The sequence below is a fragment of the Halorarius halobius genome (assembly GCF_024298865.1).
Classification (GTDB): domain Archaea; phylum Halobacteriota; class Halobacteria; order Halobacteriales; family Haloarculaceae; genus Halorarius; species Halorarius halobius.
The window spans coordinates 3,486,409-3,502,917 of the sequence record NZ_CP101161.1 but is presented as its reverse complement, the minus strand read 5'-3'; the positions used below and the strand labels follow the sequence as shown (position 1 = coordinate 3,502,917).

Genomic DNA, 16,509 nt, shown 5'->3' with positions numbered 1-16,509 from the left:
CTCAGTCGCCGCGAGCCTCGACCGTCGCCCGCATCTCGTCGGGAAGCGGCGCCGGCTCGAACGCCTCGTCGACGAGCACGAACGTCACCTCACCGCCGGCCGCCGCCTCGCCGTCGGCCGCCTTCTCCACGTCGAACGCGACGGACAGCGACGACTCCCCCGTCTCCTCGACGCGCGTCTCGACGCTCGCGGTGTCGCCGGCCCGGAGCGGCGCCTCGAACGACGCCGAGGCGTCGACGGCCGGCAGGGCGTGGCCCCGGTCGCGAAGCGACGCCATCAGGTGGTCCTCGACGGGCGCGAAGTAGTCGTTGAGACCGACCACGAACAGATGGAAGTACCGGGGGAAGTAGATGAGCCCGCCCGCGTCGGTGTCGCCCCACCGCACGGGCACGTCGGTTCGGTGTGGCATATCCGGGTATCGACACCCGGGGAGTTAGGCGTTGGCCCGCTCAGTCGTCCTGGACGAGCGTGCTCCGGAGGCTCTCGTCGAGTTCCGCGTCGCCCATCTTCTCGACCAGCGCGTCGAGCACCGCCTCGCGCATCCCGGGAACGAACTTGATGGAGCCGACGACGAGGTGGCCGCCGCCGGAGACGCCCGCGCCCGGTAGCTCGTCGTCGAGTTCCGACACCATGTTCGGGATGTCGAGCCGCACGCCGTCGGACCGCAGGACCGCGAAGTCCGGACCGTAGCCGATGGTGATGACGGGGTCGCCCGTCTCCTGGACCTTCCGGTCGTGTATCTCGCCGGTGGTCTTCCCCGGTGCGGGGTAGGTGAACCGGTGGGCGTGCTCGTCGAGGTCGATGTGGTAGAGGTGGGCGTCGTTGTCGAGTTTCTCGTACTCGAGGTGGGGGAGCGCGTCCGACAGCTGTCGGTCGACGTCGCGTTCGGCCCGCTCCGAGAGGAACTCGACGAGTTCGGCGTGGCGGTCGGCGTCGCCGCCGACGTTGAGCACGTCCTCGATGAGCACGTCGCCCGAGTCGTAGCGGAGCCAGTGGGCCGCGTAGTCGAGCGCCTCGCCGATGTCCTGGAGGTCGTCCTCGTCGTACCCCTCCTCGCTGGCGAGCGCGAGGTAGTCGTCCATCGCGTCGGCCTTCGAGCGGTCTGCGAGGCCGGCGACCGCGGGGATGTGTCGCAGTTCGTCGGTCAGCGACGGGTCTATCATCCGCGCGAGTTCGACGCACATCATCCCCGTCGTGATGCGGTAGTCCTCGTCGTGGAGGTACGGGTTGACGTGCCGGTCGACCAGCGGTGCGACCGCCTCGGGGTCGGGGTGGTGGTGGTCGACGACGACCACCGGGATGTCGTACTGATCGAGCGCGCGGTAGGCGGGCGTGTCCTCCTCCGTCGAGCCGTTGTCGAGCATCAACAGGAGGGGGAGCCGCTGGCCGTGCCGCTCCTCGTCCTCGAGCGCGAAGTTCAGGTCGCGCGTGACGTCCTCCATCTCGTAGAAGGGCGCCTTCGAGGGGAGCCGCTTGAACAGGTGTCGCGGGGCCTCCGCGTCCTCGTGGGTCTCCGCGATGAAGTTCTCCAGCGCGACCTGCACGGGCACGGACGCACACATCCCGTCGCCGTCGGCGTGGTGGCGCATCCGAATCGGCCGGGAGTCGAGCACGGCACGCCGGAGGTACTCCGCGACCTCCCGCAGGTCGTCGCGGAGTTTCTCGAAGGCGGGCCAGTCGACCAGCGGCTCCACGTCCGCGGGCGCGGCCGTCTCGGCGACGGCGGCCTCGACCCGCTCGCGGACCTCGGTTTCGGCCTCGCCTTCGAGGCGGTGGAGCTCGTCGACCTCGAGTTGGAGCGCGCCCTCCCGCCGCTCCACGTCGCCGGTGACGCGGACGGCGTCGTCGAGGTCGACCTCGGGGTACGCGCGGACGCCGGCCTCCTCGAAGGCCGCACAGGGGACGACGCCGGTGCCGTCACGCACCTGGAACAGGGTCGGGCCACCGGTCTGTTTTATCTGGACGACCTCGCCGTCGAGGTGGACGGTCGAACCGACGCGCTCAGCGAGATCGTCGACGCTGGCGCGCTCGCCGGGGTCGACGGTCACGGTTCGCGGCGAGTCGACGGACACCTCCGTGAAGGAGAGGTCGCCGTTCTCTCGGACGTCGAGGAGTTCGACGACGAGTTCGTCGCCGACGTCGTAGTCGCCGGAGAGTTCGGAGTCGTGGACGAGACCCGAGACGTGCTCCGAGCAGTCGACGAACACGCCGTACTCCACGACACCGTTGACGGTGGCGTGGTAGCGGGCGCCCTCCTCGACGTCCTCGGTCGTACAGCCGGGGGCGAGGTCGTACACGACCGACTCGTCGGTCGCGTCGACGTCGCCGTCAGCGGACGCAGTCATTGCCGGAAGGTGGGTGTCCTCCGAGTTTAAGGCTTGTCACTTGGGGGACGAGGGCGTCGGGCGGCCCGGTCGCGCCCTCGGTGGGCCCTATCGGAACGCTTAGTTGTCGCGCGAGCCGTGATTTCTGTATGCGGCTGTTCCGGTCGAGCGAGGTCATCGGCATCGCCGCCGACGCACTGGAGTTCGCGCTCCAGGCCTCCGAGGACGCCCACCCCGACGAGTACATGGGGCTGTTGCGCGGGGAAGACGCCCGGAGCCTCGGGCTCGACCGGGACGGCACGGTCATCACGGACGTGCTCGTCATCCCGGGAACGGAGTCGAACCCCGTCTCCGCGACGGTGAAGACGAGCATGATACCCAACGACACCCGTGCGGCGGGGTCGGTCCACTCGCACCCGAACGGGGTGCTCCGTCCATCCGATGCGGACCTCGGGACGTTCGGGAAGGGGAAGGTCCACATCATCATCGGCGCGCCGTACGGCCGCCACGACTGGAAGGCGTTCGACCGGCAGGGTGAGCCCCGCGGGCTGGACGTGCTCGACGTGGACGTCGGCGAGGACGAGTTCTTCGACTTCACCCAGGCGGATATCGACGCGGAACTGCGCGAGGAGGAGCGACGATGAGCCGGACGGTCGTCGCGCAGGGCACCTTCGATCTCCTGCATCCCGGCCACCTCCACTATCTCGCGGACGCGAAGGCGATGGGCGACCGGTTGCACGTCATCATCGCCCGCCGCGACAACGTCACTCACAAGGAGAAACCGATACTGCCGGACCGCCAGCGGCGCGACATGGTCGCCGCCCTCGACCCGGTGGACGACGCGCGGCTCGGCCACGAGGAGGACATCTTCGTCCCCATCGAGGCCATCGACCCGGACGTCATCGCGCTGGGTCACGACCAGCACCACGACGCCGACGCGCTCCGGGAGGCGCTCTCCGGGCGCGGCATCGACTGCGAGGTGGCCCGCGCCAGCGCCCGCGAACCCGAGTACGAGGGTGAACTGCTCTCGACGGGACGCATCATCGACCGCGTGTGTGACGAGCGATGCTAAGACTCGAAGCGTAGTCGGCGGGCCGCGAGCAGACACGCGGCCGCGCCGACCGCCAGCGCGACCGGCAGTCCGACCGGCAGTCGCTCGCCGCTGGCACGCCAGTCGCGGTCGAACGCCCGCCGGTAGTAGTCCGCCACCCGGGGACCCCGGAGCGCGACCACTACCTCGCGGTTCTCGCGAGCGGAGTGGTTGTTCCAGTTGAGGCTCCCGAGCAGGACGGTGTCGTCGACGACTGCCCCCTTCGCGTGGACCTTCTCGAACCGCCCGCGAGGCCGTGCCAACCGCGCCGACAGCGGCAGTCCTTCGCGGTCGGCCAGCGCGTTCAGTCGCTCCACGACGGCACGGTTCTCCTCGGCCGCGTACCACGCGCCCGACAGCAGGACGCGTGTCTCGACGCCGCGGCGTGCGGCCGCCACCGTCGCCGCGAGGAACGGCTGTCCGGCGTCGCCGACCGACATCTGGAGGACGCGAACCGACTCGTTCGCGCGCCGGAGTCGTCTGACGACCGCACGTTCGGCGTTGTCCGGCGCGACCAGTACCGAGGCGTTCTGGTACGGAACCCGTACCGGAGCGATGTTCGCGGGGTACGACCCCCGGGAGGCGTTCGACGGCTCGAACGTCTTCCCGCGCCGGAACCGGCGCCAGTCGACGGCGCCGAACGCGTCGGCGTCCTCGCGGAACGTCGCCGCCAGCGCCCGAACGGCGTCGCGGTCCGACAGCGTCACGCCCCAGCCCCGAGAGGACGCGCCGCCCGTGCCGGCGGGCTTCCAGTTCTCCGTCAACACGGTCGCGCGGCCGTCCGCGACGACGTACTTCGCGTGGTGGAAGGCGTACGGGGCACGCGGGCCGCCGACGACCCGGACCTCGATGCCGGCGGCCGCGAGCCGGTTGAGGCGAGTGGCTTCGATACGCGAGAGCCCGCCGACCGGCGCGCCGTCCACGAGCACGCGGACCCGCGCGCCGCGCTCTCCGGCCGCGAGGAGCGCGCGGGTGACGCGGGCCGACGTGAGCGTGTAGCCCGCGAGCAGTACCCGGTCGGAGGCGTTCCGGACGGCCGACAGCGGGGCACGCGGCGCGTCGGGGAGCACGAACGCGCGGGCAGTGCCCGGCCCGGCATGGACGACGGGGCGGTCGGTGGCGGCGGGCGCGTGCCACGTCCCGTTCCGGTACGTCTCTCCCTCGGGCGCGTCTCCGTACCGGAGGCCAGCGACGGTTCGGTTCTCCCGGACGAGTCGAACCCGGTCGCCGTCGTTCGCCAGCGCGGGGAACGCGTCGAGCCGAATCAGGCGGCCGGTCGCGTTGCGGGCGATGGCCCCGGGGTCGGCGGCGAGCACGACCCGCCCCTCGACGGTCCGGTTCGGGAGCGGAACGCGGTCCTCGCCGTCGGTGAGCGTGTAGGCGGCGAGGTCGGCGACCACTGGGAATCGGACGACGGCGAACTCGCCGCGGTCGCCGTCGGCGACGGGGTTGGGGTGGACCGCGACGACCTGGGGTGTCGTGCCGGCCCCCACGGGCGCCGCTACGGCTGTCAGTATGAGTGCGGCGAGCGCGACGAGGGGGACGACCGGGCGCACGCGCCCGGTGGCCGCGGCTTGCTACAAGAAGTTCAGGCCGAGGGAGCCGCGGCGTCGAGTCGCTGGGCGGCTTTCTCGGCTTCGTTCTCGACGATGTACGAGCGGTCGTCGACGTACTGGGCGGCCGTCTCCAGCGCGCGTTCGGTGCCTATCTGGACCAGCGCCCACCCGGCCGCGGCACGGACGTTGTCGCTGTCGTCGTCCGCCAGGGTGTCCGCGAGCGGGTCGATGGCGCGGGTGTCGCCGATGCGGCCGAGCGCGCGCGCCGCCTGCGACCGCACCTCGGGGTCCTCCGCGACGAGGCGGTCGGCGACCGGCTGGGTCGACGCCTCGCTACCGATTTCGCCGAGCGCCTTCAGCACCGTCTTCTGGAGCGGCGGGTTCGACTCGTCGGCGATGTAGTCGTGGAGCGTCTCGCAGGCGTCGTCGTTGCCGATTTTGCCGAGCACCTCGATGGCCGGCCGGTCGCGCCGTTGTGCGAGTTCCATCATCGCGTCGTACGCCTCGGGCGCGCCCATCCGACGGAACGCGTCGATGCAGTTCTCCTCCATGAAGTCCGACTCGAAGTAGTCGAACCCCAGCAGGATGCGCTCGGGGTCGTTCTCCTGTTCGGCGATGCGGACGACGTTCAGCTCCGGCGGGAAATCCTTCCGGTTCTCGGAGTTCAGCCGGTCGTAGAACCCCTGGGCGTCGAGCTGTTCGACGACGGTGAGGTCGTCCCACTCCTCGGCGTCGTCAAGGCCCGCCGTCAGTTCGTCGGTCGCTTCCAGCAGGTCGGCGATGGTCTCGGCGTCGTCGTCGGCGTCGAGGTCGGCGTCCTCGACGGCCGCCGCCGCGAGGTCGAGCGCCTCGGCGTGGTCTTCGGGGAAGTCGGTGCCGGCGTCGATGCTCGCGTCGAGCGTCTCCTCGACGCTGGCGACGAACTCGTTCACGACTGCGGCGGCGTCTTCCTCGCCGTCCTCGGTCCACTCGGTGTCGGTGACGGTCGCCTTCGCGTCTTCGATGTCCGCGACGACGTCCTCGCCGTACGGGCCACGGGCGTCCTCGATGTCGTTGCGGATGTCACCGATGCGCCCCTCGATTTCCTCGCGGGGGTCCTCCTCGTCCTCGTCGTCGGGTTCGGGGAGGTCGGCCGTCTCCAGTGCCGTCTCGACGCGGTCAAGCTGTGCCTCGACGTCGTCGAGGTCGTCCTCGGTCTCGGCCTCCTCGAGGCTCGCCTCGACGTCGTCGAGGCGTTCGTTCAGTTCCTCCTCGCCGAGGTTCGTGGCGATGGCGTCTTCGTCGGCGTCTTCGTCTGCGTCCTCGGCTTCGGCGTCTTCGTCTGCCTCGGCGTCAGTTTCCTCGGGCTGTTGGTCTTCGTCGCCGTCGGGGTCGCTCTCGGCGTCCGTTTCCTCGGGCTGTTCGTCGGGTTCCTCGGTCTCGTCGGGCGCGTCCGCCTCGTCGGGCGCGTCCTGGGCGTCGTCGTCCCCGTCGCTCATAGAGGGTACTGCGTAAGTTCGGAATAAGGGCGTTTCCCTTCGGCGCGCTCGCGCGCGGCGTCACTCGCGCCAGTAGAACCGGGGGGAAAGCAGGAGATACGCCAGCGCCGCCACCAGGAGCGCGCGGGGGAACACGCCCCCCACCACGGTCGGGAACAGCACCGCGAGCGCCTGCAACCCACCGAGGACGAGCGCGTCGCGGGCGTAGAGGTCCGGATACCGGACGGGCGCGACCATCAGATAGCAGAACAGCGCCGTCGCCGCCAGCAAGGCGACGGGCGCGGTGACGCCCGCGAGGTAGCCCGCGGCCAGAAGCGTCGCCGCCAGCGTCGACTGCACGCCGACGGTGTGGTCGTTCCCCACGTCGTCGGCGGTGTAAAGACCGAGCCGGAGGACGGCGACGGCGACGAACGCGGCCGGGAGTCCCACCGCGGCGGCGGTCCGGGCGTCGGCGGCCAGCCCCCACGCGCCCGAGGCGACGGCGAACACGAGCATCGCGGGTGCGACGGCGAACGTCGCCACGTCGGCAAGCGAGTCGAGGAACTCCCCGGCGGGGCTGGAGCCGTAGCGGCGCGCCAGCACGCCGTCCAGGCCGTCCGCGATGGCCCCCAGCAGGACGAGGCGGGCCGCCAGCGACGGCGAGTGGGTCGCCGCGGCGGCGGCCGCGAACCCCACCGCGGCGTTGACCACGGTGACGACGTCGGCCAGCGCGAGCCGCCCCACGAACCGGGGTTGCATACCTCCGCGTGCGGGGGTCGCTCCCTTATGCGGTTCGTTTTCGGCGCTCGAATCGGACCGCCTATGCCCGTCCAGCACCGAGAGCCGGTATGGACCGCCGGACGTTCCTGGCCGCGACCGGTACGGGCGCCACTGCGGCGCTTGCCGGCTGTTTCGGCACCGGTCTCGCGGAGGAGGAGTTCGACGTTGGGATGACCGCGAACCGGTTCGACCCTGAGCGCATCGAAGTCTCCGTCGGCGACCGGGTCGTCTGGGGGAACAACTCCTCGCGAGGTCACAGCGTCACCGCCTACGAGGACGGCCTCCCGGAGGGGGCGGCGTACTTCGCGTCGGGGGGGTTCGACGCCGAGCGAGCGGCCCGCGACGAGTATCCGACCGGCATCATCGAGTCGGGCGAGACGTACGCCCACACGTTCGAGACGGCCGGGGAGTTTCCCTACTTCTGTATCCCCCACGAGCGCGGCGGGATGGTCGGCACCGTCGTCGTCACCGAGTGACGCGGTTCGCGCCGTCGGCACCCCGCGTCGCCGGCTGGGCTGGTGCGACGATGCGCGGCCCCACGGCTACCGGCCGTGAATAAACGGAAGAAGTCGGGTGGTTACTCTTCGGCGTCCTCGTCGACGTCGACGTCCTCCTCGTCGACGTCGACGGCGGCCTCCTCCTCGGCGGCGACCTCCTCGGGCCGCGCTTCGAGGGTGAGCTTCTGGATTTCGACGCGCCGGAGCGGGTAGATGCTCTTGGCGTCGGCGTAGATGGCCGACGAGAGCCGCCCCTCGACGACGCTCTTGACGAGTTCGTCGAAGGTGCGCTCGCTGGCGGCGTCCCGGACGATGTCGACCATCGTCTCGCGGATGGCCCGCTCCTGGCTGTGGTCGGCCTTTTTCGTCGTGAACGCGACGGGCTGGACCTGGACGCGGTGGTCGTCGGTCGTCAGCACCGTCTCGAAGGCTTCTATCTTCGAGGAGCCGCGACGGACCATGCTACGCAGGTAGTCGCGGGTGAGTTCGTGCTCGACGAACTCGGTGTAGACGGCGTCGGAACCCACGTCGTTGACGCGGAACGTCAGTTTCGTGTTGTTCTCGCCGGCGTCGTCCTCGATGTCGCCGAGAGTCGTCTCGACGGTTCGGTCGTACAGCTGTTCCGGTTCGTCGGCGGGGGTCTCACCGAGTTCGGCCCGGTCGAACAGCTCCGGGGCGATGACGGTGTACCACCGCTTCTCCTGTTTCTGCTTGGATACGCTTCGTTCGCTCATGATGTGTGGGTTGTGTCGGTCATCTGCTGTGCTACCTGCAGGTTCGTCACGTAGTCGTCGACGGTCGTCCGGAGTCCGCTCGTCGAATCGCGCTCGATGGTCGTCACGACGCAGTCGCCGTCCACCCGGGTCGTCATCTCGGCGGTGTTGTCCGGGCGGAGTGCGGCCGCCACCGTCTCGGCGTCGGCGTGTCGCGTCCGGATGGTCGCCCGCCTCATACTGCCTCCCTGAGCGCGGTCACGAACGCCTCGCGGTCGACGTCCCGTGCGTGGCCGGTCGCGTGTCGTCCCGTCGCGGTCGCGTCCGCCGCCGTCGCCGCCCGGTCGAGCGCCTCGAACGCGCCCGCGCCGTGGGCCGCCGCCTCGCCGTCGGCGACGGCGAGCACGAGCGGTTCGGGCGAGCGGTAGGCGTGGGTCAGGCGGGCGACGGTGCCCAGCGGCGCGTCGCCCTCGGCGTGGACGACGACGACGCCGCGGTGGCGCTCGGTCCGCGACTCGCGGACGGCCGCGTGGGCCCGTCGCCCGTGCTCGCGCCAGGCGTCCAGCGCGCCCGACGGCTCGTGGCCGAGCGCGAGCGCGACGCCCGTCCCCGGGGCGACCCGGGCGCAGGCGTCGAGCACGTCGGCGTAGCCGCCCAGCGTCTCGAACGGGCCGCCCGCATAGGGGCGGAGCGCGCGCTCGACCGCTTCGCCGGCGCGGTCGGCGGCCTCATCGACGGCGCGAAGCGCCACCATCGACGCGAGTCGGCGGTGGGCGTCGGCGTCGAGGTCGGCCGGGAGGTCCAGCTCCGCGAGCGCGGCGGTGGCCGCCTCGCCGTCGCCGGAGAAGTCGGCGTGGACGAGCGTCGAGTGTGCGAGCCCGTCGGCGAGGTCCGCGACCGGAACGGCGACGCCGGGCCGCCGTTCCAGTCGGGAGTCGGCCGCCTCGTACAGCGGTGCATCCTCGCCCGGGACGGCGCCGGCCGCGACGGCACCCGCCAGCGCGAGCATCGCGTCGGGGTCGGCGCCCAGTTTGCGGGCCGCCTCGAAGGCGGTGGCCGCGAGCGGCTCGTCGGTCACGGACACGTCCCCGACGTCGGCGCCGACGCCGACGACCACGTCGGCCTCGGTACCGTCGTCGCGGGGGACGCGCCGGACGGACGCCTTGAACGGGATGTCGGTCGCGCGGAACGCGCGAGCCAGCACGCCGACCGCCGCGAGGGCGTCGCCGTCGGCCGTGCCCGCAAGCCGGACGAAGCCGGCATCACGGACGGCGGCCGCGAGGCTCTCGGCGGGGGCTGACGCGTTCGGACGACCGGCCGTGGACATCTACTCGGTGAGTTCGACCGCGCGTTCGTACGAGTACGCGAACGACTCGTCGAGTTCGTCGCCGCGGTAGTAGTCGGCGAGCCGACGAATCTTCGACTCCGTGTTCTGGAGCGCCCGCTTGTTCTGGTGGTCGGTCGGGTTGTCGTCGACGTGCTCGCGGAGGCGGACGGCGCGCTCGAGGAGGTTGTAGAGGTCCTCGGGCACCTCGGGGTCGGCGTCGTTCTCCTCGAGTATCTCGGTGACCTTCTTGCCGGTCGCCGCATTCACGTCGGGAACGGGCGTCCCCTGGACACCCTCGTCGCGGAGCTTCATCCCTATCTGGGAGGGGTCGTGCCCCTGCTCCGCGAGTTCGACGACGCGCTCCTCGATGGCCTCGCTGTCCACGTCGCTCCACTCCGGGGGTTCGTCGGTCGCGGGCCGGTCGGAACCGGACGAGCCGCGACGGCGTGTGTGCATTCGTGCCATAGTTGGGTTGGAACTGCACGGACCGCTCGCGGTCGGCCGTCAGGCCGCGTGCCGCTGGTGACAGCGGCGATACACTACCGCAATCCCGAGCCGCCCAAGCGGACGGCGATGTCAGATTTGCGGTCGTGCGGTTCCCATAGGGAAACGGTCGTTCGCACACTTAGGGGTTGCTACTCGCCGTTCCGGCGTGTAACCCACCCGCACGCGGCCGTCGCTTCGATGGGTTTATGGCCTCGACCGGGATACGAACGGGTGCATCGAGGGCTCGTAGATCAGTGGTAGATCATCCCCCTGGCACGGGGAAGGCCCCGGGTTCAAATCCCGGCGAGTCCACTTTCTTCCCTCGCGTCGCCGGCCCTCGCGGTGCTGTCGGCTCCGCCTGGTGTCGCTTGCGTGGCAGGTCGCTACGGTTACCATCCATCATCGTCCCGTTCGACAGCCGGTCGGTACCCGCGAGTAGCGACCGGCTAACGATGGGGTCGCCCTACCGACGACCGGGACGGGCCGCTGTTTCCCTCCAGCGGTCGACCGATGTTTCCACACCATCCGCTCACCAACGTCAGGCTCCCGCACCACATCTACGCCGGGGCGCTCGTGGCCCTGCTGGCGGTGGCGGTGGTGTGGGACGACGAGCGGGACCGCGAGCCGCTGGTCACGGCGGCGGGCGTCGTGGTGGCGGTGTACGCGTTCGTGTTCCTGTGGCCGTACTACCACCGGGTCGGTGCCGCCGTGACGGTGGTATCTGCGGGGCTGGCCGCCGCGGCGCCCGTCGCCGGCCCGTTCTGGCGTGGCTACGGGTGGGCTCGGGGGTACAGGCCCGGCCCTCGCCTGTGGGCCGCCGTCGGCGGCTACGTGATGGTCGACGACGCGGTCGCCCACGCGTTCGGCTGGCTGACGCCTGGCGACGCCGTCTGGTACGCCGTGGTCCATCCCGTGCTCTCGATGGTCGGGTGACGAATCGGTGTCCGGTCCGGCAGAAGATTGTTACCTGACAACGTGGAATCCCGGATATGGACCGAACCACCAACACGGTGTTTAACGCCCTCCTGAACTTCGCGGTCGGCTACTTCGCGGGGTCGGTACTGAAGGACCGGTCGACCGGGCTCAAGGCGGGGCTCGCGCTCGGTGCCCTCGGTGGCGTCGTTGCGTACGCGATGGGCGGACGGATGGACGACGAGGACGACACGTTCTTCGGCATCGACCGGGTGGAGACTCGCGACCCCGAGACGTAGCGGTCGCTATCCGGTCGGTGGACGTCGAGAAAGCCGGCGTATCAGTCGTCGTCGCGTTTCTTGCCGCGCTCCCAGACGGCCGAGACCGGTTCGCCCGTCGGGGGTGTGTGACTGACGTCCTTCAGCGTCTGTCGCTGTTTGGCTGCCATCGTGGTACACCGTAGCATCCCGGCTCTACTTAACGGTTATTAATAACCTGTTTGGAGTCATTATAACATTTATATTCTGGACAAATAAGTAAATATGCTCTATTTAGTGCCTGAATAGGCATATATAGCCACGATAAACGCGAAAGAATTGATTGTTTATCGGGTGCAGTTGCGACACGCGGGGTCGCTGGTGCGCGCGGCACTCGTCGTGGCGGCTGGCGGTCGACAGACGGATGGCGAAACGGCCACGACGTTTATGCGCGTGGATGCCGTTCGGTAATCGAATGGTACGTGTCGGCGTCCGTGGTCAGTCCGGGCCGCTCGGGTTCGCGCTCGTCCTCGGTATCACGATGATCGGTGCGGTTGCGGCCGCGGTGCTGGGTGGCGCGGCGCTCACCGACACCCAACAGACTGCGGAGTTCGACCAGGCCCAGCAGGCGCTCACACAGTTCGACTCCACTGCTTCGCAGGTCGCGCTCGGCCGCACGGACACCCAGACGGTCGCGCTCGGCGGGGCCGAAGGGACCTACCGTATCGACCCGGACGCCGGCTACGTGACGATAAAACACTACAACTACTCGGGGACGAGCGACCACGTCATCTACGAGAACGACCTCGGTGCAGTCGTCTACGAGCAGGACGGCCGGTCGGTCGCGTATCAGGGCGGCGGCGTATGGTCGTCGTACGGCGACGGCACCGGCCGCATTGTCTCCCCGCCCGAGTTCCACTACCGGGGTGCGACGCTCACGTTCCCGATGGTCCGGGTCACCGGTAGCGGCGGCATCTCCGGGAGTTCGTCGGCAGTCGTCCGCCAGTCGGCGCCGACGAACGTGGTGTTTCCCGACCCCTCGGTCACCTCGCCACACACCTACCAGAACCCCCAGACGAACGGGAACATCCAGGTGAAGATAGAGAGTCGGTACTACGAGGCGTGGGCCTCGTACTTCCGTGAGCGGACCGCGGGTCGCGTGACCACGTACGACTCCAACGAGACGGTCCGGGTGAAACTCGTCTCGCTTGGCATCGGTCCCGGGAGCTTCGATATGCCCGGAGAGGGCGGTGCGGTCGAACTTCGGGGGTTGAGTAGCGGCCATGCGATTGACGAGTTCAACATTACGCTCCGGCCCACCCAGGGAGACAGCGCGAACTTCAACAACCTCCAGTGGTCGCTGTACGCGGAGTCGGGCAACGGTCAGAAACGGCTCGAGATCCACCTTCGTCAGGGTGACGGTGGGAACTGCGACGACCTCACGGCCGACATGATGATTTACTACACCGACGACGGCGGGAGCAGTTACCAGTCGTGGGTGAAGGAGGACGCGTTCCGCGGACAGTGTAACGCCGACAACGAGGTCCGGCTGGTCGCCAACCTCACGAACGCCTCTCAGTCGATGAGCTACCAGTCCATCGGAAACAACGCCCTGTTGTCGACGACGCCGGCGAAGGCGAACGGCGCTTTCCTCGACCCCGTGACCATCGCCTCCCACCCGGGCCACGGCGCGAACCAGTACGGGAGCGGCCACCCCACCTCCGAGAAGATGGACTTCCTCGTGCGCCACTACATCGCCAACTTCGGGAACGAAGTGGACCTGGAGGTGTACGACAAGAACGGCAACGGCGGGAGCGTCAGCGAGGGACTCTCGTCGGGCAACATCCGCTACGGCGGCTCGGGCCAGTACGTCACCTACATGCACGTCACCGAGAACGAGGTCACGGTCGAGTTCCGGTAGCTACGCCAGTCGCACCGTGATGCCCGTCCGCGGGACGTACAGTTGATCGACCGTGAGCGTGCAGGTCACTTTCGTGCCGGTGCGTGCACAGACGTCACCGTCCCCGTCGGTGTCCCAGGAGTCGGGGATGTCGCCCTCCAGATATGCCGCCCAGACGGCCGCCTCCGTGGTGTCGGAGGCCGTGACGTTCAGCGTCACGTCGAGGTTCGCCGCGCCCGCGACGCTGTCGTTTTTCGCCAGCAACACGTCGGACGTGACCGTCTGCGCCCGGATGAGCGTCGTGGTGCTGCCGCCGATTCGCTGGGGTCCATCGCCGGCACGCGTCTCGATGATAGGGAACAGCGCGACCCGGTCGCCGGCCTGCATGATGAACTGCGTCCTCGGTCGCCGTAGCGTCGTTCCGCTGTCGCGGTCCATCCGGATGACCGCACCGTTGACGTACTCTAGCGTCGCGGTGTCGGCCGTGTAGACGAGTGGGTCTATCTCCTTGCGGGTGTAGTTGGTCGTCCCCCCGTTCGTCACGCTGACGTTCACGACCGTCGGTGTGCCGAACCCGAGGTCGGCGTCCGCAAGCTTCACCTCGGTCGCTCGGCTCGGCGCGTCCCGTTCGTAGAGATCGGCGAGGTTGTTCGCCAGTACGTCGAACGCCCGTTCGGCGTTGTTCACCCGTTCGAGGTCGCGGGTGTCCTGCAGGCCGCCGATGCCGAACACGTAGACGACCGAGACGGTCGACAGCACGAGCCCGAACACCAGCACGAACCCGATGACGTCGCTTATGCCGCGGTCACCCATTCGCGATGGTCACCTCGTTGGGACTGCCGGGGTCGAAGCTGACGACGATGTCACCCGCCCCGGCGCCGGAGTCGGCGACGACGGTGTCTTCCGAGAGCGCGACCGGGACTGTCACCTCCACCGATGGGCTGTCGGCTGACAGGACAAGCCGTGCTGCCCCCCCGCTGTCGGTGAGCCGGATGCTGTACGTCGTGCCGGCCGTCTCGGTGGGGAGCGTCCGTCGGACGCGCACGTCGCTCGGCGCGCCGACGTGGCCGATGCGGTCGGCGGCGCTCACGTCCCCCGAGAGACGCTGACCGATGACTTTCAGCTCCTCCCGGACGGTCGCCTCCCGCTGGTCCTGCACGTAGCCACCCGCCGCGATGAGAAGCCCGGTCACGAGTAGCGACGTGACCCCGAGCGTCACGACGTAGCCGACGACGGTCGAGACGCCCCTGTCGGAGGTCATGTGGTCCGTTCCTCCTCGTCGAACGTGACGTGACCCTGTGAGTCACGTACGCGGATACGAATCTCGTACTCGTTACCGTCGGACCCCTCGTCGCTGTTGAGGTCGGCCGTCCCGCTGGCGGACTCGCCGGTCACGGTGTACGTCGCCTGGTCGTCTTGCTCGCCGTCCGTGAGGTCGTACAGCGTCACCGTCACCTTCCTGAGGTCGTCGTCGTCGTCGCTCACTTCCCAGTCTGCGTCGAAGTCGGCGCTGTCCTCCTCGGTGACGGTGAACGCCTCGATGTCCGGCGCAACTCCCCTGAATATGCGCTCTTGACGGGAGAGCGCGGTCCACTGCGTCCGGTACGTCACCTCGGGCGTCCGGAACGACATCGTCGTCTGGACCTCGGTGATGGCGGCGTGGGCGAACGGGTGGCCGTCCCCGGGGTCGTAAAACTGGGAGGTATCGAGCCCACCGTAGTCCTTCGAGACGACGAGTTCCCATTTCCCCTGGACGGTCGGGACGCCGCCGCCGTCCTCGGTGTTCTCATAACGGACATCGTAGCTCTCGCTGGGGTCGTACCACGACAGCTCCGAACATCTGGTGTTCGGCGTCGTCGCCATCGGGGCGACGCCGTGCGGGAACCGCACGTCAGGCGCCGGGCCAAACGTGCCCGTCTTGAAGTCGACGACGACCTCCGGCCCGGCGGCCGCACAACTCCCGTCGAGCACTGTCAACAGCGTGTCGGCCCCCAGAAACGAGTCGTCCGGGTCGTTGGTCATCAGATAGGCGTTTCCGGTGACACTGCTCTGGTAGATGTAGACCTCCCAGGTGTCGCCGCCGGAGTCGGTGACTACCACGGTGAAGGCGGTGCTCGTGATGGTGCTACGGGTGTCGAACAGGCTGTCGGCGTCGAACAGCGTCGTCTTGTCGAGTCGCATCCGGTAGGTCCGGGTCGACTCGAGGTCATCGACGAGAGTCCAGTCCGTCTCGCCCGTGCCGCCGCCGGCCGAGAATCCGCGGGTGTCGTCGAGCTGGGCCATCCGGGTCCCCTTGTCGGTCACGGATGCGGAGACGTGGGTGATGACCCCGTTGCGGGTCTGTTCGCGCAGTCGGTCGTTGATGACGACCACCTCCTCGCTGAAGTTCTTCTCCGGGGCCGCGGGGTTTTCGGTGTTGGAAAAGCGGATGGCCCGCCCGAGCGACTGGTTCACCGTCGCTTCGTGCTCGACGACCGCGCGCGTGTCGTGGTTGCTCTCGCGGGTGGCGAGGTTGCCGGTGTAGATCGCGGAGTTGAGGATGATGGCCAGTGCCACGAGCGTCACTGCGAGCGCCAGGCCACCGACGATGAGCAACTGGGCGCGGTCGCGGCTCACATCCGCCATACGACCACCTCCACTTCGACGATGTTGTACAGTCCAGCGTTGCTCCCCGTGGCCTTCGTGATGTAGATGTCCCCTGAGCTTACCGTCGTTGAGGGGTCGGTCGTCTCGTTGGCTTCCACGAGATGGTCGCCCTCGTACAACGTCACCGTCTTCGACGCGGAGACGGCGTTGTCGCTCGGTACCCCCTGGTAGATGAATCGGGCCGTCCGACTCAACCCTCCCTCGCTGTAGTAGTTGAAGTTGACGTTGAACGCGACGCCCGCGGCCCCGAAATGCGTCTCCAGCATCCGACCCAGCCGTGTCAACGTCACGTTGCTGGTGTCGGTGTAAAACCCCGTCTCGCCGCTGTCGTGGAACTGGCCGCTGGTCTCGTTGTAGTAGAGCACCGCCTGACGGAGTGCACCCTCCTCCTCGGCGGACGCGAGCAGGCCGATGGTCGAGGCGCGCTGTTGGTTCTCGATGTGCTGGCTCGCCGTGCTCGCGGACAGGGGCGTCACCGCCGTGACCTGTAGCGCGAACACGACGCTGGCGATGACCAGCCCGGCGGCGATGATTCCCTCGAGGGTGAACGCTTGCCCACGCATG

General features: G+C 69.0%; 20 protein-coding genes and 1 tRNA gene. 7 read left to right on the top strand and 14 right to left on the bottom strand.

Annotated features, from left to right (window positions below; translation table 11 throughout):
- Nucleotide 1: 1 nt before the first annotated feature.
- Nucleotides 2–409 carry an acyl-CoA thioesterase gene (locus NL112_RS18465; RefSeq protein ID WP_255150318.1) on the bottom strand — a complete coding sequence of 136 codons (408 nt, stop codon included), beginning with the start codon at nt 407–409 and terminating at the stop codon, nt 2–4.
- 40 nt (nt 410–449) lie between these two features.
- A complete protein-coding gene (gene han, locus NL112_RS18460) occupies nt 450–2,345 on the bottom strand; it encodes a Hef-associated nuclease (RefSeq protein WP_255150317.1) in 1,896 nt (631 codons plus the stop codon).
- Nucleotides 2,346–2,473: 128 nt separating this feature from the next.
- Here han and NL112_RS18455 point away from each other — a divergent pair, with 128 nt between their 5' ends.
- Nucleotides 2,474–2,968, top strand: a complete 495-nt coding sequence (locus NL112_RS18455) for a Mov34/MPN/PAD-1 family protein (protein ID WP_255150316.1) — start codon at nt 2,474–2,476, stop codon at nt 2,966–2,968.
- Complete coding sequence (locus NL112_RS18450; RefSeq protein WP_255150315.1) at nt 2,965–3,396, top strand: FAD synthase family protein; 432 nt, start codon at nt 2,965–2,967, stop codon at nt 3,394–3,396. Before NL112_RS18455 ends, NL112_RS18450 begins: the two co-directional genes overlap by 4 nt.
- On the opposite strand, the gene NL112_RS18445 is transcribed toward NL112_RS18450, so the two are convergent.
- From NL112_RS18445 to NL112_RS18435, 3 genes are read right to left on the bottom strand one after another with little or no spacing between them, the layout of a single operon-like run.
- Nucleotides 3,393–4,970: a phospholipase D-like domain-containing protein gene (locus NL112_RS18445; RefSeq protein WP_255150314.1), complete on the bottom strand. Its 1,578-nt coding sequence runs from the start codon at nt 4,968–4,970 to the stop codon at nt 3,393–3,395. The genes NL112_RS18450 and NL112_RS18445 overlap by 4 nt on opposite strands.
- Nucleotides 4,971–5,002: 32 nt before the next feature.
- Entirely contained in the window at nt 5,003–6,448 is a 1,446-nt protein-coding gene (locus NL112_RS18440) for a HEAT repeat domain-containing protein (protein ID WP_255150313.1), read from the bottom strand.
- A gap of 60 nt (nt 6,449–6,508) precedes the next feature.
- Complete coding sequence (locus tag NL112_RS18435; RefSeq protein ID WP_255150312.1) at nt 6,509–7,186, bottom strand: protein sorting system archaetidylserine synthase; 678 nt, start codon at nt 7,184–7,186, stop codon at nt 6,509–6,511.
- An 89-nt stretch (nt 7,187–7,275) separates the two neighbouring features.
- On the opposite strand from NL112_RS18435, the gene NL112_RS18430 reads away from it, so the two are divergent.
- On the top strand, nt 7,276–7,683 hold the full coding sequence (locus NL112_RS18430) for a plastocyanin/azurin family copper-binding protein (protein WP_255150311.1): 408 nt from the start codon (nt 7,276–7,278) through the stop codon (nt 7,681–7,683).
- Between the two features lie 101 nt (nt 7,684–7,784).
- Here NL112_RS18430 and NL112_RS18425 read toward each other — a convergent pair whose 3' ends face one another.
- The 4 genes from NL112_RS18425 to NL112_RS18410 are packed head-to-tail and all read right to left on the bottom strand — an operon-like array spanning nt 7,785 to nt 10,209.
- The gene (locus NL112_RS18425) at nt 7,785–8,438 is read right to left on the bottom strand and encodes a 30S ribosomal protein S3ae (RefSeq protein WP_255150310.1); all 654 of its coding nucleotides are present in this window, start codon (nt 8,436–8,438) and stop codon (nt 7,785–7,787) included.
- Nucleotides 8,435–8,656, bottom strand: a complete 222-nt coding sequence (locus tag NL112_RS18420) for a KEOPS complex subunit Pcc1 (protein ID WP_255150309.1) — start codon at nt 8,654–8,656, stop codon at nt 8,435–8,437. Before NL112_RS18420 ends, NL112_RS18425 begins: the two co-directional genes overlap by 4 nt.
- Nucleotides 8,653–9,744: a hypothetical protein gene (locus NL112_RS18415; RefSeq protein WP_255150308.1), complete on the bottom strand. Its 1,092-nt coding sequence runs from the start codon at nt 9,742–9,744 to the stop codon at nt 8,653–8,655. Before NL112_RS18415 ends, NL112_RS18420 begins: the two co-directional genes overlap by 4 nt.
- Complete coding sequence (locus tag NL112_RS18410; protein WP_255150307.1) at nt 9,745–10,209, bottom strand: 30S ribosomal protein S15; 465 nt, start codon at nt 10,207–10,209, stop codon at nt 9,745–9,747.
- 261 nt (nt 10,210–10,470) lie between these two features.
- On the opposite strand from NL112_RS18410, the gene NL112_RS18405 reads away from it, so the two are divergent.
- From NL112_RS18405 to NL112_RS18395, 3 genes are all read left to right on the top strand, one after another.
- Nucleotides 10,471–10,542, top strand: a tRNA-Ala gene (locus NL112_RS18405).
- 198 nt (nt 10,543–10,740) lie between these two features.
- Nucleotides 10,741–11,163 (top strand): hypothetical protein, encoded by a 423-nt coding sequence (locus tag NL112_RS18400; RefSeq protein ID WP_255150306.1) that lies wholly within the window; start codon nt 10,741–10,743, stop codon nt 11,161–11,163.
- Between the two features lie 56 nt (nt 11,164–11,219).
- Nucleotides 11,220–11,441 carry a hypothetical protein gene (locus tag NL112_RS18395; protein ID WP_255150305.1) on the top strand — a complete coding sequence of 74 codons (222 nt, stop codon included), beginning with the start codon at nt 11,220–11,222 and terminating at the stop codon, nt 11,439–11,441.
- 41 nt (nt 11,442–11,482) lie between these two features.
- On the opposite strand, the gene NL112_RS23045 is transcribed toward NL112_RS18395, so the two are convergent.
- A complete protein-coding gene (locus tag NL112_RS23045; RefSeq protein WP_491543646.1) occupies nt 11,483–11,590 on the bottom strand; it encodes a DUF7989 family protein in 108 nt (35 codons plus the stop codon).
- A gap of 284 nt (nt 11,591–11,874) precedes the next feature.
- On the opposite strand from NL112_RS23045, the gene NL112_RS18390 reads away from it, so the two are divergent.
- A complete protein-coding gene (locus NL112_RS18390; protein ID WP_255150304.1) occupies nt 11,875–13,320 on the top strand; it encodes a DUF7289 family protein in 1,446 nt (481 codons plus the stop codon).
- Here NL112_RS18390 and NL112_RS18385 read toward each other — a convergent pair whose 3' ends face one another.
- Genes NL112_RS18385 through NL112_RS18370 form a run of 4 tightly spaced genes read right to left on the bottom strand, consistent with a single transcriptional unit; the run spans nt 13,321 to nt 16,508 of the window.
- Nucleotides 13,321–14,112, bottom strand: coding sequence for a DUF7289 family protein (locus NL112_RS18385; RefSeq protein ID WP_255150303.1), 792 nt, complete (start codon nt 14,110–14,112; stop codon nt 13,321–13,323).
- The gene (locus tag NL112_RS18380; RefSeq protein WP_255150302.1) at nt 14,105–14,560 is read right to left on the bottom strand and encodes a DUF7266 family protein; all 456 of its coding nucleotides are present in this window, start codon (nt 14,558–14,560) and stop codon (nt 14,105–14,107) included. Before NL112_RS18380 ends, NL112_RS18385 begins: the two co-directional genes overlap by 8 nt.
- Nucleotides 14,557–15,924, bottom strand: coding sequence for a DUF7261 family protein (locus NL112_RS18375; protein ID WP_255150301.1), 1,368 nt, complete (start codon nt 15,922–15,924; stop codon nt 14,557–14,559). The genes NL112_RS18380 and NL112_RS18375 overlap by 4 nt, the downstream gene beginning before the upstream one ends.
- Nucleotides 15,912–16,508 carry a DUF7288 family protein gene (locus tag NL112_RS18370; protein ID WP_255150300.1) on the bottom strand — a complete coding sequence of 199 codons (597 nt, stop codon included), beginning with the start codon at nt 16,506–16,508 and terminating at the stop codon, nt 15,912–15,914. Before NL112_RS18370 ends, NL112_RS18375 begins: the two co-directional genes overlap by 13 nt.
- Nucleotide 16,509 lies beyond the last annotated feature (1 nt).

What these genes read in the sequence shown, in the direction of transcription:
- NL112_RS18400 (WP_255150306.1), top strand. Translation starts at nt 10,741, where the DNA reads ATGTTTCCACACCATCCGCTCACCAACGTCAGGCTCCCGCACCACATC.
- NL112_RS18370 (WP_255150300.1), bottom strand. Translation starts at nt 16,508, where the DNA reads ATGCGTGGGCAAGCGTTCACCCTCGAGGGAATCATCGCCGCCGGGCTG.
- NL112_RS18410 (WP_255150307.1), bottom strand. Translation starts at nt 10,209, where the DNA reads ATGGCACGAATGCACACACGCCGTCGCGGCTCGTCCGGTTCCGACCGG.
- NL112_RS18395 (WP_255150305.1), top strand. Translation starts at nt 11,220, where the DNA reads ATGGACCGAACCACCAACACGGTGTTTAACGCCCTCCTGAACTTCGCG.
- NL112_RS23045 (WP_491543646.1), bottom strand. Translation starts at nt 11,590, where the DNA reads ATGGCAGCCAAACAGCGACAGACGCTGAAGGACGTCAGTCACACACCC.
- NL112_RS18435 (WP_255150312.1), bottom strand. Translation starts at nt 7,186, where the DNA reads ATGCAACCCCGGTTCGTGGGGCGGCTCGCGCTGGCCGACGTCGTCACC.
- NL112_RS18380 (WP_255150302.1), bottom strand. Translation starts at nt 14,560, where the DNA reads ATGACCTCCGACAGGGGCGTCTCGACCGTCGTCGGCTACGTCGTGACG.
- NL112_RS18385 (WP_255150303.1), bottom strand. Translation starts at nt 14,112, where the DNA reads ATGGGTGACCGCGGCATAAGCGACGTCATCGGGTTCGTGCTGGTGTTC.
- NL112_RS18420 (WP_255150309.1), bottom strand. Translation starts at nt 8,656, where the DNA reads ATGAGGCGGGCGACCATCCGGACGCGACACGCCGACGCCGAGACGGTG.
- NL112_RS18375 (WP_255150301.1), bottom strand. Translation starts at nt 15,924, where the DNA reads ATGGCGGATGTGAGCCGCGACCGCGCCCAGTTGCTCATCGTCGGTGGC.
- NL112_RS18465 (WP_255150318.1), bottom strand. Translation starts at nt 409, where the DNA reads ATGCCACACCGAACCGACGTGCCCGTGCGGTGGGGCGACACCGACGCG.
- NL112_RS18450 (WP_255150315.1), top strand. Translation starts at nt 2,965, where the DNA reads ATGAGCCGGACGGTCGTCGCGCAGGGCACCTTCGATCTCCTGCATCCC.
- NL112_RS18415 (WP_255150308.1), bottom strand. Translation starts at nt 9,744, where the DNA reads ATGTCCACGGCCGGTCGTCCGAACGCGTCAGCCCCCGCCGAGAGCCTC.
- NL112_RS18440 (WP_255150313.1), bottom strand. Translation starts at nt 6,448, where the DNA reads ATGAGCGACGGGGACGACGACGCCCAGGACGCGCCCGACGAGGCGGAC.
- han (WP_255150317.1), bottom strand. Translation starts at nt 2,345, where the DNA reads ATGACTGCGTCCGCTGACGGCGACGTCGACGCGACCGACGAGTCGGTC.
- NL112_RS18390 (WP_255150304.1), top strand. Translation starts at nt 11,875, where the DNA reads ATGGTACGTGTCGGCGTCCGTGGTCAGTCCGGGCCGCTCGGGTTCGCG.
- NL112_RS18425 (WP_255150310.1), bottom strand. Translation starts at nt 8,438, where the DNA reads ATGAGCGAACGAAGCGTATCCAAGCAGAAACAGGAGAAGCGGTGGTAC.
- NL112_RS18430 (WP_255150311.1), top strand. Translation starts at nt 7,276, where the DNA reads ATGGACCGCCGGACGTTCCTGGCCGCGACCGGTACGGGCGCCACTGCG.
- NL112_RS18455 (WP_255150316.1), top strand. Translation starts at nt 2,474, where the DNA reads ATGCGGCTGTTCCGGTCGAGCGAGGTCATCGGCATCGCCGCCGACGCA.